Source organism: Mesorhizobium delmotii (assembly GCF_900149755.1).
In the GTDB taxonomy this organism is placed as follows: Bacteria; Pseudomonadota; Alphaproteobacteria; order Rhizobiales; family Rhizobiaceae; genus Mesorhizobium; species Mesorhizobium delmotii.
On record NZ_FUIG01000013.1, the window covers coordinates 611,977 to 624,917 of the forward strand.

A 12,941-nucleotide genomic window follows, 5' to 3' on the forward strand; every position below is an offset into this window, starting at 1 on the left:
CGAAAGCGATGGTGATAGCCGATCTCCCCACCTGTGGGGGAGATGTCCGGCAGGACAGAGGGGGGCGCCGTAGAGCACTATCGGACGAGGCCCAGCTACTTCCCCGCCATCCCCTTCAGCCGATACAGCGCCTCCAGCGCCTCCCGTGGCGTCATCTCGTCGGGATTGATCTCCCCTAGCGCCGCGCTCAGTCCATCGCTCTTTGCCGGCTTTTGCGCTTCCCGTTTCACCGCCACCGAAAACAGCGGCAGATCGTCGACCAGCCGGTTTGCCTTGCCCGACACCTCGCCCGCTTCCAGCTGGTGCAGCACTTCCCTGGCCCGGCCGACCACCGCTCCCGGCAGGCCGGCCAGACGCGCCACCTGCACGCCATAGGAGCGGTCGGCGGCACCCTTGCCGACCTCGTGCAGGAAGACCACGTCGCCCTCCCATTCCTTGACCCGCATGGTGACATTGTGCAGTCGAGCGAGCTTGCCGGCCAGCGCCGTCATCTCGTGGAAATGGGTGGCGAAAATCGCCCGGCAGCGGTTCTTCTCGTGCAGATACTCGACCGCCGCCCAGGCGATCGACAGGCCGTCGAAAGTGGCGGTGCCGCGGCCGATCTCGTCGAGGATCACCAGCGCGCGTTCGCCGGCCTGGTTGAGGATCGCCGCCGTTTCGACCATCTCGACCATGAAGGTCGAGCGGCCGCGCGCCAGATCGTCGGAGGCACCGACACGCGAAAACAGCCGGTCGACGACGCCGATATGAGCTGATGCCGCGGGCACGAAGGAGCCGGTCTGGGCGAGGATGGCGATCAGCGCGTTCTGCCTGAGGAAGGTCGATTTGCCGCCCATATTAGGGCCGGTCAGCAGCCAGATCGCGCCGTTTTTGGCATCGCCCTCTGGTGATAGGTCGCAATCGTTGGCGACGAACGGTCCTTCGCCCGAACGCCGCAGTGACTGTTCGACCACCGGATGCCGCCCGCCCGAAATGGCGAAAGCGAGGCTCGCGTCCACGACGGGCCGGCACCAAGCCTCGCTTTCGGAAAGCAGCGCAAGTGCGGCCGACACGTCGAGCACGGCGAGCGCTTCAGCCCCGGCGCGGATCTTGTCCGCCTGGCCGACCGCTTCCGCCGTAAGCCTGTCGAAGGCGGCAAGCTCGATCGCCAGCGCCCGGTCGGCGGCATTGGCGATCTTCGATTCCAGCTCGGCCAGTTCCGTCGTGGTGAAGCGCATGGCGTTGGCCATGGTCTGGCGATGGATGAAGCGCGCCTTCGCCCCGTCGCTGCTCGTCATGATCGGATGGTGGTTGGCGGTGACTTCGATGTAGTAGCCAAGCACATTGTTGTGCCGGATTTTCAGCGAGCGGATGCCGGTTTCGTCGATCAGCGAGCGCTCCAGCCCGGCGATGACCTTGCGTGATTCGTCGCGCAGCGCTCGCATCTCATCGAGTTCAACATTGTAGCTGGAACGGACAAAGCCGCCGTCGCGTTTGAGCAGCGGCAGCTCGTCACCGAGCGCCTGCGTCAGGTGCTCGGCCAGCGGACGTGGCAGCGCCTCGATCGCCGCCAGCGCCGCCGCCAGTTCTTGCGGCAGGGCGGTCGCCCCAAACAGTTCGGCAATAGCGCCGGCCGCCTCGAATCCGGCACGCAGCGCGCCGAGATCGCGCGGGCCACCGCGGTTGAGCGCCAGCCGCGACAGGGCGCGGGGCATGTCGGCAACGCTCTTCAGGTTCGCCCGCACCGCCTGGCACAGTCGTGTCTCGGACCGGAAGAACGACACCGAATCCAGCCTTGCGACAATTGCCGCCGGGTCGGTCAGCGGCGCCATCAGCCGGTCGGCCAGCAGCCGCGCCCCACCGCCGGTCACCGTGCGGTCGATCGCCTTGAACAGCGAACCCTCGCGGCTGCCGGACAGGGTGCGCAGCAGTTCCAGATTGGCGCGTGTCGCCGGATCGATGAACAGCGTCGAACCCTGCTCCTCGCGCTCGGGCCGCGACAGCGGCGGCCGCTCGGCCTTCTGCGTTTTTTCGACATAGGCGATGGCGCCTGAGATCGCCGATAGTTCGGCGCGGGAAAACGTGCCGAAACTGTCCGGCGTCGCCACCTCGAAGAAACGGGCGATGCGGCCCGCGGCCGACGCCGAATCGAACAGGCTCGGTGGTTGCGGATTGGCGACCCGGCCGAGCACGTCGAATACCGGTTTCAGCTCCGGATCGTAAAACACCGGCTCGGCGACGATCAGCTCGCGCGGGTCGACGCGAAAGACATCGGCGAGCAGCCGGTCGGCGGTGGTCTCGGCAACACGGAAGGCGCCGGTCGAGATCTCGATCCAGGCCAATGCAAAATTTCCTTGGTTCCCTGTGGCGCTGCCGCGCTCCCCGCCTCTTGGTTCCGCTCCGCCCTTGACCCGGCCAAGCGCCATCAAAAAACTCGATTCCGACGGCGCCAGCAACTTGTCCTCGGTGATGGTGCCGGGCGTCACCAGCCGCACCACGTCGCGGCGCACCACCGACTTGCCGCCGCGTTTCTTCGCCTCGGCCGGATCCTCGATCTGCTCGCAGACGGCGACACGGAACCCTTGTCCGATCAGCTTCTGCAAATAGTCGTCGGCGGCATGCACCGGCACGCCGCACATCGGGATGTCGAGGCCCTGGTGCTTGCCGCGTTTGGTCAAGACGATGCCGAGCGCCCGGCTCGCCTTCTCGGCGTCGTCGAAGAACAGCTCGTAGAAATCGCCCATGCGGTAGAACAGCAGCGAGTCTCGGTTTGCCGCCTTGATCTCGATATACTGCTCCATCATCGGCGTCGCCGGCGCAAAGGCCGGCGTAGAGCTGTCGCTGCGAATGGGCGTTTCGTCGTTCAAGAAGCTGCTTCCAAAATATCCCGAGCCATCTGCTTGGCGGTTTACAGCGGCGAAGTGTAGCCTTAATCCCGAACGTTCCACAAAAGAAAGCATTGCACCCGTCTCAAGCGGTGCCGCACGGGTGAGGAAATCGAAAGCATCATGGCCAGGAAAACCGAAAACCCCGGACCCTCCGTCAGTGCGCAGGAGGCGCTGGAATTCCACGCCATGGGCCGCCCCGGCAAGCTGGAGATCGTCGCCACCAAGCCGATGGCCACCCAGCGCGACTTGAGCCTCGCCTATTCGCCGGGCGTCGCGGTTCCCGTCCTTGCCATCGCCGAGGATCCCAGCCGCGCCTTCGACTACACGGCGCGCGGCAACATGGTCGCCGTCATTTCCAACGGCACCGCCATCCTCGGCCTCGGCAATCTCGGCGCGCTGGCCGCCAAGCCGGTGATGGAAGGCAAGGCGGTGCTGTTCAAGCGCTTCGCCGATGTCGATTCCATCGATCTCGAGGTCGACACCGAGGATGCCGACGAGTTCATCAATTGCGTGCGTTTCCTTGGCCCTTCGTTCGGCGGCATCAACCTGGAAGACATCAAGGCGCCGGAATGCTTCATCATCGAGCAGCGGCTGCGCGAACTGATGGACATACCGGTCTTCCATGACGACCAGCACGGCACCGCCATCATCTCGGCCGCCGGCCTGATCAACGCGCTCGAAATCACAGGCCGCGACATGAAGACCACGAAAATGGTCTGCAATGGCGCGGGTGCGGCCGGCATCGCCTGCATCGAGCTGATGAAGGCGATGGGCTTTGCGCCTGAGAACATCATCCTGTGCGACACTAAGGGCGTCGTCTTCCAGGGCCGCACCGAAGGCATGAACCAGTGGAAGTCGGCGCATGCCGTCAAGACCGACGCGCGCTCGCTGGCCGAGGCGCTGGACGGTGCCGACGTGTTCCTCGGCCTGTCCGCCAAGGGCGCGCTGACCACCAAGATGGTGAAGTCGATGGCCGAGAAGCCGATCATCTTCGCCATGGCCAACCCAGATCCGGAGATCACGCCGGAGGAAGTCGCCGAAATCCGCACCGATGCCATAATGGCCACCGGGCGTTCGGACTATCCGAACCAGGTCAACAACGTGCTCGGCTTCCCCTACATCTTCCGCGGCGCGCTGGACGTGCGGGCCACCACCATCAACGACGACATGAAGATCGCCGCGGCGCGGGCTCTCGCCGAACTGGCGCGCCAGGACGTGCCCGACGACGTCGCCGCCGCCTACCAGGGCATGCGGCCGAAATTCGGCCCCAACTACATCATCCCGGTGCCGTTCGATCCGCGCCTGATCTCGGCCATTCCGATCGCGGTCGCCAAGGCAGCGATGGAGTCCGGCGTCGCGCGCAAGCCGATCCTCGACCTCGACCGCTACGCGCAGGAGCTTTCCGCCCGCCGCGATCCAATCGCCTCGACGCTGCAGCGCATCTACGACCGCGTGCGCCGCCAGCCCAAGCGCATCGTTTTCGCCGAGGGCGAGGAGGAGCAGGTGATGCGCGCCGCCGTCTCCTATGTGAACCAGCGGCTCGGCACCGCCATCCTGCTCGGCCGCGACGACATCATCAAGGAGAACGCCAGGAACGCCGGCATCGAGCTGAACAAGCAAGGCATCGAGATCATCAATGCGCGGCTGTCGCGCCGCAACGGCGTCTACACCGACTATCTCTACGAGCGCATGCAGCGCAAGGGCTTCCTGTTCCGCGATTGCCAGCGCCTGATCAACAACGACCGCAATCATTTCGCCGCCTGCATGGTGGCGCTGGGCGATGCCGACGGCATCGTCACCGGCGTCACCCGCAACTACTCCACGGCGCTCGACGACATCCGCCGCGTCATCGACGCCAAGCCCGGTCACCGCGTCATTGGCGCCTCGATCGTGCTGGCGCGGGGCCGAACAGTGATCGTCGCCGACACCGCCGTGCACGACATGCCCAATGCCGAACAGATCGCCGACATCGCGGAGGAAGCCGCCGGCTTTGCCCGCCGCATGGGTTATGAACCAAGGCTCGCCATGCTTGCCTATTCCACCTTCGGCCATCCGCAGGGTGAGCGCTCCGAACGCGTCCAGGAAGCGGTGCGCATCCTCGACAAGCGGCGCGTCGATTTCGAGTATGACGGCGAGATGGCCGCCGACGTGGCGCTCAACGCGCGCGCCATGGCGCAATACCCGTTCATTCGGCTCACCGGTCCGGCCAATGTGCTGATCATGCCGGCCTTCCACTCGGCCTCGATCTCGACCAAAATGCTGCAGGAACTCGGCGGCTCGACCGTCATCGGCCCGCTGCTGGTCGGCCTGGACAAGCCGGTTCAGATCGTCTCGCTCAACGCCAAGGACAGCGATATCGTCAACATGGCGGCCATCGCCGCGTACACGGCGGGGGCGTGAGGCGCCTCCCTACAGCAGGCCTGCTTGCTCAGCCTCGTGGCGCAAATTCTGCCTCGGCCTTGGCCCGATCTGCTGGATGACCAGCCCGGCCGCCAGCGAGCCGAGATCGCCGCAATCCTTCAGGCTGCGCCCTTGCGTGTAGCCGTAGAGGAAGCCGGCGGCATAGAGGTCGCCGGCGCCGGTGGTGTCGACCAGCTCCCGGATTTTGGTCGCGTCGACGGTGACGGTCTCGTCGCCGCGCACGATGACCGAGCCCATTTCCGAGCGTGTGACGGCCGCGATCTTGCAGTCCTTGCGGATCTGAGCCAGCGCCTCGTCGAACGAGGTGGTCTGGTAGAGCGCCTTGATCTCGTGGCTGTTGGCAAAGACGATGTCGACGGTGCCCGAGCGCATTAGGTCCAGAAACTCATCGCGGTAGCGGTCGACGCAGAACGAATCCGACAATGTCATCGACACTTCGCGCCCGGCGGCATGCGCGAGCTTGGCCGTCTGCCGGATCGCTTCCTTGGCGCGCGGCGGGTCCCACAGATACCCTTCAAAATAGGTGACCGCCGCACCGGACGCCTTGTCGGCCTCGACATCTTCCGGCCCGAGCTCGATGCAGGCGCCGAGATAGGTGTTCATCGAGCGCTCGCCGTCTGGGGTAACGAAGATCATCGAGCGCGCCGTCGGTGGCTCGCCATTGAGCGGCTTGGTGTCAAAGGCGACGCCCTGCGCATGGATGTCATGGGCGTAGATTTCGCCGAGCGCGTCGTTCGAGACCTTGCCGAAGAACGCGGCGCGTCCGCCGAAGCTGGCGACACCCGCCGCCGTGTTGCCGGCGCTGCCGCCGGAGGCTTCGATCGCCGGGCCCATGCGGCTGTAGAGCAACTCGGCGCGCCTCGTATCGATCAAATTCATCGCGCCCTTGATGATGCCGTTCGTCTCCAAAAATGCCTCGTCGCACTGGGCGATGATGTCGACAATGGCATTACCGATACAAAGCACGTCATAGGTCGGCATCAATGATGTCTCCGCGAAAAACCACCGGCTTTCTGGCACGTCGGCCGCGGGCGGGTCTAGCGATTTGATGCGGCTTTGCCTAGGGTCGGATCGATTAATCTGGTCGAGCGGCAGATGCACCGCATCGCGCTGCGCGCCTGTCCTTGCCCTGTCTCCGCCTACCTCGGAGATACCAGCCATGGATTGGAAACGCCGTGATCTCTAGCGCCGCCCGCGCCGCCGCCAGCCGGTTGTTCTCGTCCGAATTCCGCTCGGTGTTCGTGAAGACGCTGGGCCTGACCTTGCTGGCGCTCGCCGCGCTGTGGTTCGCAATCGAGGGCCTGTTCGAATGGCTGGCCTGGCCATGGATCGACGCATGGCTGCCCAGCCTGCCGTCCTGGGCCGGATGGCTGGGCGTCATCGTCGCCGGGATCGGTCTTGCGCTGGGTCTGGCGCTGCTGATCGCGCCGGTGACAGCGATCATCGCCGGCTTGTTTCTCGACGACGTCGCCGAAGCGGTCGAGCGCACCGACTATCCCAATGACCCGCCCGGCCGCGCCATGCCGGCACTGCGCTCTATGGTGCTGGCGATAAAATTCTTCGGCGTCGTCATCCTCGGCAACATCGTGGCCTTGCTGCTGCTGCTGGTGCCGGGCATCAACATCGCCGCCTTCTTCATCGTCAACGGCTATCTGCTGGGGCGCGAATTCTTCGAATTCGCCGCTATGCGCTTCCGCCCGGAGGCCGAGGCACGGGCGTTGCGCAAAAAACATGCCGTCACGGTGTTCCTCGCCGGGCTGGTTGTCGCTGGCTTCCTCGCCGTGCCGCTGCTCAACCTTTTGACGCCGCTGTTCGCCGCCGCCATGATGGTGCACCTGCACAAGGCGATCTCGGCGCGGGAAGCGGCTTAGGAGTGCCGATGCTCAGGTGATGCCGGGGTGCGAATGGCGGTGTCCGGTGCTTCCGGTACGCGCCCAAACGTTACGCTCCGTTCCGTTTGTGGGCCCGGCGCTAGCGTAAGAGAAAACCGCGTCCCAGTTCGTCGTTGGGTTCGACGATGAATTCGGCCCGGCCGCAGTAGAAGGCGCGGCCGCCGACACGGGCGATGATGGCGTCATGCGGCCCGGCTTTCGCGATCCTCGCCACGCTGCCGGAAAACCGCGAGCCGGCGATACTCTCGAACAGCCGCGTCTGGCCGGCGATTTCGCCCTTGGCATGCATTGCCGCCAGCCGCGCTGTGACGCCCGATCCGGTCGGCGAGCGGTCGACCTGAGCCTCGGCGAAGACGCAGATGTTCTTGGTCGGGCTATCGGAGAATACGTCCTGTCCGTCGGTCAGGATGGTGCCGTAGAGAAAGGCCAGGTCGGCATGGTCGGGATGCGACAGCGGGAGTTCCTTCTTCAGCTTCTCCGTCAGCGCCGTCGCCGCATCGACGAAATCACGCACGCGGTTCTGGCCGAATTCGAGGCCGAACTGGCGGCAATCGGCGAGCGCATAGAAGGCGCCGCCATAGGCGATGTCGAAGCCGATCGCCCCGAAGCCCGGCAATTCGACCTCCTGGTCGCGGGCGAACAGATAGGCCGGCACGCTTTCGAATGACACAGCACCTGCCTTGCCGTCTTGCACCTCGACCGAGGCAACGACCAGCCCGCACGGCGCTTCGATATTGACTGTCGTCACCGGCTCCTGCCGCACCACCAGCCCCTCGTCGACGGCATAGCGGCCGAGCGCGACGATGGCGTGGCCGCACATCGTCGAATAACCCTCATTGTGCATGAACAGCACGGCGAGGTCGGCGCCGGGCAGGTCGGGTTCCACCAGCAGCGCGCCATACATGTCGTAATGGCCGCGCGGCTCGAACATCAGGATCTTCCTGAGATGGTCGAGGTGGTCGCGCACATAGGCACGTTTTTCCAGGATCGTGCCTGCGGGGATCTTGGGATAACCGCCGGTGACGATCCGCAGCGGCTCGCCACCGGTGTGCATGTCGACGACGGTGAGCGTCATGCGTTGGGTTCGGCAAACAACGCCTGCAGCTTGCCGAACGGCATGGCGGTCCGGGTGAAGCCGAAGGTGCCGTCCTGCTGGATCTCGCGCGCCGCCGTTTCCAGCATGCCGAAGGCGTAATTGGTCAGCCAGGGCCCGAGCGAAATGCGCTTGACCCCTGCCAGGGCAAGATCGGCGATGGTGAAGCCGGGCCTCACCATGACGTTGACCGGCTTGGTCAGCGCCGAGCAGACGGTCCGCACCGTCTCGATGTCACTGATGCCCGGCGCGTAGAGCACGTCGGCGCCGGCCTTCTCGAAGGCTTGCAGTCGCTTGATGGTGTCGTCGATGTCGGGCCTGCCCCACAGAAAATTCTCGGCCCGCGCGGTGAAGACGAAATCGTGCTTCAGCGCCCGTGCCGCCTCCGCTGCAGCGGCGACGCGCTCGACTGCATGCGAAAAATCATAGATCGGCTTGTCGGGCTCGCCGGTGTAGTCCTCGATCGAGCAGCCGGCAAGGCCTGCCGCCTCGGCTGCAAAGACGGTCTCGGCGGCACTTGTCGCGCTGTCGCCCTTGCCCTTCTCGAGATCGGCCGAGACCGGCAGGCCGGTCGCCGCCGTCACGTCGCGGCAGTGGTGGATCATCGCCTCGAAAGTCACGGCGCCGTCGGGCAGGCCGCGCGAAAAGGCAAAGCCGGCGCTAGTCGTCGCCAGCGCCTTGAAACCGAAGGAGGCCAGCAGTTTCGTCGTGCCGACGTCCCAAGGGTTGGGCATGACGAAGATCGAGCTATGCAGGTCGCGAAAGATTTTGCCCTTGTCCATGGATGCTCCCCAGAGTGCGAAGCGCATTTTATCCCGCCACTGCCCGACGGGCAAACGAATGCGATTGGTTCAGAAGCGATTGGCGTTCTCTCCTGCCAATTTGTCCAGTGCGTCGGACCCCTTGACGTATGCGGTCCCGTCCCAATGGTAGGTGGCGGAGATGTCGCGCGAGGAAGCCTCGGGCGCCGGATCGTCGCAGCTTTCGCCATTCGGCACGGTGGCATCGGTCACCGTCGCCTTGATGGCCGCATAGGGCTGGCCGTCCGCAATGGTCTGAAAGGTCAATTCTTGCGTGCGCTTGTAGGCGCACAGCGACTCGTCGAACGTATAGATCATGTCGATCAACTCGAACCTGTCGTCGCGGACCACGATCAGCGGCGTGCTCGCATAACCCTGGCTCGAATTGAAATGCGTGCTCAGGGTGATGATGGCGTCATCGCTCGGCCCGATCGGCAGCTTGCCCGGATCGCGGAAAGAGTTGCTTCGGTCGACGGCGACATTGACAGCGTCGAGCAGTCTCGGCTTGCCGGCAAGATCGTAGAGCGCCAGCACCGCGAAACCCTCGGCGCTGTCGGAGGAGCTGCCGAGGTCGAACAGCATGGCCAGCCGATCCTTGCCGCCGGCCTTGATGTCGAGCGCGGCGGCGTTGGAAAGGCCCGACGTTTCGGGCGGCGAGCCACCGCTATCCGGACCCTCGATATGGCGCATCTCGATCGGCATAGAACCCCGGTAGAAGCCGTCCTTGTCCGCCGCCAGATCGGGAATGACCATCCTGGCGAGGTCGAAATAGGTCGTGTCCTGGTGGCCGGGAACGGCGCTGCCAAGGTCCGGGAAGCTGCCGTCTTGCGCGCCGGCCGTCGTCCACAGGCACGGCAGCAGCAAACAGGCGAGGACGAAGCGAAGCAGGATGGAATTCATACGCTGGCGCCTCCCACGGTCGAGCGTCCGCAAGCTAGCACGGACGACCGAGGCGTACAGCCGGACAACAAGCCTGAAGATTAGATCAGTGGATCGGCACCAGCCCGGCAAGTTCGCGCATGTCGTTGAACAAGATGCCGCCGGCCTCGGTCAGGCCGTCGCGGTCGGAATGCGGGTCGCCGTGATAGGAATAAACGCGCATGCCGGCGGCAATGCCGGCTGACGTCCCGGCGACACTGTCCTCGATGACGATGCAGTCGGCGGGCGCGAAGCCCATCGTGCTTGCCGCATGCAGGAACAGGTCGGGAAACGGCTTGCCGCGCGAGACCATGGTCGAGCTGAACAGCGCATGCTCGAACAGCGGCAGCAGCCCGGTCTGGCCGAGCGTGATGTGCATTTTAGACGCCCGTGCCGATGAAGCGACGCAAGTTGCGATGCCGGCCACGTGTACGGCTTCGATGAACTCCCTGACATAGGGGACGGCTTCGACGCCATGCGCGAACAGGTCCGGCAGGCCGGCGTTCCAGCGCTCGACGAAATCGGCACCGAGGCTGACGCCGGTTGCCTCGACTTCCTTCTGCACCGAGACCATGCTGCGGCCGGAGAAATTCTTGCGGCAATATTCGAAGCTCGCCGGATAGCCGGCAGCACTGAGCCATTCGGCGAGGCGCCGATTGGCCAGGTTCTCGGTGTCGACCAGAACCCCGTCGCAATCGAAGATGACGAGTTTGGGTAGGGACATCAGGCCGTGCCGGTCGATCCGAAGCCGCCCGAGCCGCGCGCCGTGCCGCCGGCCAATGTCCGCTCCTCGACCGTAGCCTGCGTCACCGGGACGAAGACGATCTGGGCGATCCGCATGCCACGCGTCACCGCGAAATCCTCGTCGCCGAGATTGATCAACAGCACCTTGACCTCGCCGCGATAGTCGCTGTCGATGGTGCCCGGTGTGTTGAGACAGGTGAGGCCGTGCTTGAAGGCAAGGCCTGAACGCGGCCGGACTTGGCCTTCCACGCCCTCCGGGATCTCCAGGATCAGCCCGGTCGGCACCAGCGCGCGTTTTCCCGGGAGGATCAGCAACGGCCGGTCGTCCGGCACCGCGGCGCGCAGATCCATGCCGGCGGCGCCCGTGCTTTCGTAGGCGGGAAGCGGCAGGCCTTCACCATGCGGCAACCTGACGAAGCCGACGGCCGGACCGATGACAGAGGAAGTGTAGAGTGCTGCGCGCATGAGGCTGATCCTATCGCTATCAACGCCGATTCGGTCAACTCGGCGGCTAGGCTATCAACGGCTTTCTTTCAGCGCAGTTCCACTTCAGCGCAGTTCGATGGGAACGACCGTCGTCTCCTTGATCTCCTCCATGACGAAGGAGGCCGAAACGTCCGACAGCGCCACCTTGGCGATCAGCCGCTGATAGAGCCGGTCATAAGCCTTCACGTCGGCGACGCGGGCACGCAAGACATAATCGAGGTCGCCGGACATGCGGTAGACGCCGGTGATCTCGGGAAAACCGGTCACTGCCGCCCGGAATTTTTGCAGCCAGTCCGGATCGTGGTTGGAGGTCCGGACCAGGATGAACACTGAGAGGCCGAGGCCAAGTTTGTCGGCATCGACCAGCGCCACCCGGCCGGTGATGACGCCGTCTTCTTCCAACCGCTTCACCCGGCGCCAGCAGGCGTTGCGCGACAGCGACACTCTTTCTGACAATTGGTCGACCGACAATGTGCCGTCGCGTTGCAACTCGGCCAGCAATCTTCGGTCGATCTCATCGATTTCCAGCGGCATGTGGGATGTTTGTCCCAATAATTGGCCAAACACAAGGATGATTTGGGACCAATGAACCAAAAGCTCGTGCCAGAATACTCAGCATCGGGGGCTTATCCCGGTAGGAGGCATTACCATGACGACACGGCTTGCAACGCTCTTTACCTCTCACCCGGCCAAGGTGGGCGAGACCTATTTCAGCCATATGGCCTTCGCGGCGTGGTTCTGCTCGCGTCTGTTCATGGCAGCGTTCGCCGCGCTCATTCACGCTTTCTTGCCGTTTCTGTTTGAGACTACGGCCAGCCGAATCGTTCGCGAGCTCTATGAGCGCACGCACAACAGAGGCACACACGCGATCAAGGAGCCTGCGGCTTTCATGGATCGCGCCTGAGGAAAGATTAAGCGATGTGCCGGTGGGCGGCCTATCTTGGCGAAGCGGTTTTCCTCGAAGACATCGTCACGGCGCCCTGCCATTCGCTGATCGCCCAGAGCCATTGCGCCCAGGAAGCCAAGTCGCCGACCAATGGCGATGGCTTTGATCTCGCCTGGTACTGTGATCGGCCCGAACCGGGTCTCTATCGCGACATCCTGCCGGCCTGGTCCGATCCCAATCTGAAGAGCCTGTGCCGGCAGATCAGGTCCAGCCTGTTCCTTGCCCATGTGCGCGCCTCGACCGGCGGCGCCACCAGCCGCATGAACTGTCATCCCTTCACTGCCGGCCGCTGGTCGTTCATGCACAACGGCCAGATCGGCGGCTTCGAAAAAATCCGCCGCGCGCTGGAAAATGCGCTCTCCGACGATGTCTTCGATCGGCGCGAAGGCACCACCGATTCCGAACTTTTCTTTCTCCTGATGATCGATGAGGGTCTGGCGGGCGATCCGCAAGGCGCGGTGTCGCGCGCTACGGCGCGGGTGATCGACGCCTCGCGGCGCGCCGGCTTCGAACCGGCGCTGAGACTTACCGCCGCCTTGTCGGACGGTGAATCGCTCCATGCGGTGCGCTATGCGACCGATGCCCACGCGCCGACGCTCTACACCTCCGTCTTCCGCAATGGCGGCGGGCGATGCCTTATGTCGGAGCCTTTGGATCGTGATGGCGGCGACTGGCAGCCGATCCCGCCCTCTAGCTTCGTCACCATCACCAGAGACGGCATGACCATTCGTCCGTTTGCGCCCGAGCCGGTAAGACTGGCGCTGGCCGTGTAGA

General features: G+C 64.5%; 12 protein-coding genes. 4 read left to right on the forward strand and 8 right to left on the reverse strand.

The window, feature by feature from the left end:
* Positions 1-95: 95 nt before the first annotated feature.
* Complete coding sequence (gene mutS, locus BQ8482_RS04440) at positions 96-2,783, reverse strand: DNA mismatch repair protein MutS (protein ID WP_244602696.1); 2,688 nt, start codon at positions 2,781-2,783, stop codon at positions 96-98.
* Between the two features lie 204 nt (positions 2,784-2,987).
* Between mutS and BQ8482_RS04445 the strand changes: the two genes are divergently transcribed.
* A complete protein-coding gene (locus tag BQ8482_RS04445) occupies positions 2,988-5,267 on the forward strand; it encodes an NADP-dependent malic enzyme (RefSeq protein ID WP_123146421.1) in 2,280 nt (759 codons plus the stop codon).
* 9 nt (positions 5,268-5,276) lie between these two features.
* On the opposite strand, the gene BQ8482_RS04450 is transcribed toward BQ8482_RS04445, so the two are convergent.
* Positions 5,277-6,269, reverse strand: a complete 993-nt coding sequence (locus tag BQ8482_RS04450) for an adenosine kinase (RefSeq protein ID WP_123147375.1) — start codon at positions 6,267-6,269, stop codon at positions 5,277-5,279.
* Between the two features lie 194 nt (positions 6,270-6,463).
* Here BQ8482_RS04450 and BQ8482_RS04455 point away from each other — a divergent pair, with 194 nt between their 5' ends.
* Entirely contained in the window at positions 6,464-7,159 is a 696-nt protein-coding gene (locus BQ8482_RS04455; RefSeq protein ID WP_123146422.1) for a sulfate transporter family protein, read from the forward strand.
* A gap of 100 nt (positions 7,160-7,259) precedes the next feature.
* Here the strand turns inward: BQ8482_RS04455 and BQ8482_RS04460 are convergent, their stop codons facing one another.
* The 6 genes from BQ8482_RS04460 to BQ8482_RS04485 form a co-directional block, all read right to left on the reverse strand.
* Positions 7,260-8,255, reverse strand: a complete 996-nt coding sequence (locus BQ8482_RS04460) for a proline racemase family protein (RefSeq protein WP_123146423.1) — start codon at positions 8,253-8,255, stop codon at positions 7,260-7,262.
* Positions 8,252-9,055: an isocitrate lyase/PEP mutase family protein gene (locus BQ8482_RS04465; protein WP_123146424.1), complete on the reverse strand. Its 804-nt coding sequence runs from the start codon at positions 9,053-9,055 to the stop codon at positions 8,252-8,254. Before BQ8482_RS04465 ends, BQ8482_RS04460 begins: the two co-directional genes overlap by 4 nt.
* A gap of 69 nt (positions 9,056-9,124) precedes the next feature.
* The gene (locus BQ8482_RS04470) at positions 9,125-9,973 is read right to left on the reverse strand and encodes a hypothetical protein (RefSeq protein ID WP_123146425.1); all 849 of its coding nucleotides are present in this window, start codon (positions 9,971-9,973) and stop codon (positions 9,125-9,127) included.
* A gap of 85 nt (positions 9,974-10,058) precedes the next feature.
* A complete protein-coding gene (locus BQ8482_RS04475; protein WP_165848416.1) occupies positions 10,059-10,715 on the reverse strand; it encodes an HAD family hydrolase in 657 nt (218 codons plus the stop codon).
* Positions 10,715-11,200, reverse strand: a complete 486-nt coding sequence (gene dut, locus BQ8482_RS04480; protein ID WP_123146427.1) for a dUTP diphosphatase — start codon at positions 11,198-11,200, stop codon at positions 10,715-10,717. The genes BQ8482_RS04475 and dut overlap by 1 nt, the downstream gene beginning before the upstream one ends.
* Before the next feature lie 84 nt (positions 11,201-11,284).
* Positions 11,285-11,755, reverse strand: a complete 471-nt coding sequence (locus tag BQ8482_RS04485; RefSeq protein ID WP_095493818.1) for an Lrp/AsnC family transcriptional regulator — start codon at positions 11,753-11,755, stop codon at positions 11,285-11,287.
* Between the two features lie 115 nt (positions 11,756-11,870).
* On the opposite strand from BQ8482_RS04485, the gene BQ8482_RS04490 reads away from it, so the two are divergent.
* Together BQ8482_RS04490 and BQ8482_RS04495 are read left to right on the forward strand one after the other, a co-directional pair.
* Positions 11,871-12,125 carry a DUF6356 family protein gene (locus BQ8482_RS04490; protein WP_123146428.1) on the forward strand — a complete coding sequence of 85 codons (255 nt, stop codon included), beginning with the start codon at positions 11,871-11,873 and terminating at the stop codon, positions 12,123-12,125.
* A gap of 14 nt (positions 12,126-12,139) precedes the next feature.
* Positions 12,140-12,940: a class II glutamine amidotransferase gene (locus BQ8482_RS04495; protein ID WP_123146429.1), complete on the forward strand. Its 801-nt coding sequence runs from the start codon at positions 12,140-12,142 to the stop codon at positions 12,938-12,940.
* The last annotated feature ends 1 nt before the right edge of the window (position 12,941 follow it).

What these genes read in the sequence shown, in the direction of transcription:
- BQ8482_RS04470 (WP_123146425.1), bottom strand. Translation starts at nt 9,973, where the DNA reads ATGAATTCCATCCTGCTTCGCTTCGTCCTCGCCTGTTTGCTGCTGCCG.
- dut (WP_123146427.1), bottom strand. Translation starts at nt 11,200, where the DNA reads ATGCGCGCAGCACTCTACACTTCCTCTGTCATCGGTCCGGCCGTCGGC.
- BQ8482_RS04450 (WP_123147375.1), bottom strand. Translation starts at nt 6,269, where the DNA reads ATGCCGACCTATGACGTGCTTTGTATCGGTAATGCCATTGTCGACATC.
- BQ8482_RS04475 (WP_165848416.1), bottom strand. Translation starts at nt 10,715, where the DNA reads ATGTCCCTACCCAAACTCGTCATCTTCGATTGCGACGGGGTTCTGGTC.
- BQ8482_RS04495 (WP_123146429.1), top strand. Translation starts at nt 12,140, where the DNA reads ATGTGCCGGTGGGCGGCCTATCTTGGCGAAGCGGTTTTCCTCGAAGAC.
- BQ8482_RS04485 (WP_095493818.1), bottom strand. Translation starts at nt 11,755, where the DNA reads ATGCCGCTGGAAATCGATGAGATCGACCGAAGATTGCTGGCCGAGTTG.
- BQ8482_RS04445 (WP_123146421.1), top strand. Translation starts at nt 2,988, where the DNA reads ATGGCCAGGAAAACCGAAAACCCCGGACCCTCCGTCAGTGCGCAGGAG.
- BQ8482_RS04460 (WP_123146423.1), bottom strand. Translation starts at nt 8,255, where the DNA reads ATGACGCTCACCGTCGTCGACATGCACACCGGTGGCGAGCCGCTGCGG.
- BQ8482_RS04490 (WP_123146428.1), top strand. Translation starts at nt 11,871, where the DNA reads ATGACGACACGGCTTGCAACGCTCTTTACCTCTCACCCGGCCAAGGTG.
- BQ8482_RS04465 (WP_123146424.1), bottom strand. Translation starts at nt 9,055, where the DNA reads ATGGACAAGGGCAAAATCTTTCGCGACCTGCATAGCTCGATCTTCGTC.
- mutS (WP_244602696.1), bottom strand. Translation starts at nt 2,783, where the DNA reads ATGATGGAGCAGTATATCGAGATCAAGGCGGCAAACCGAGACTCGCTG.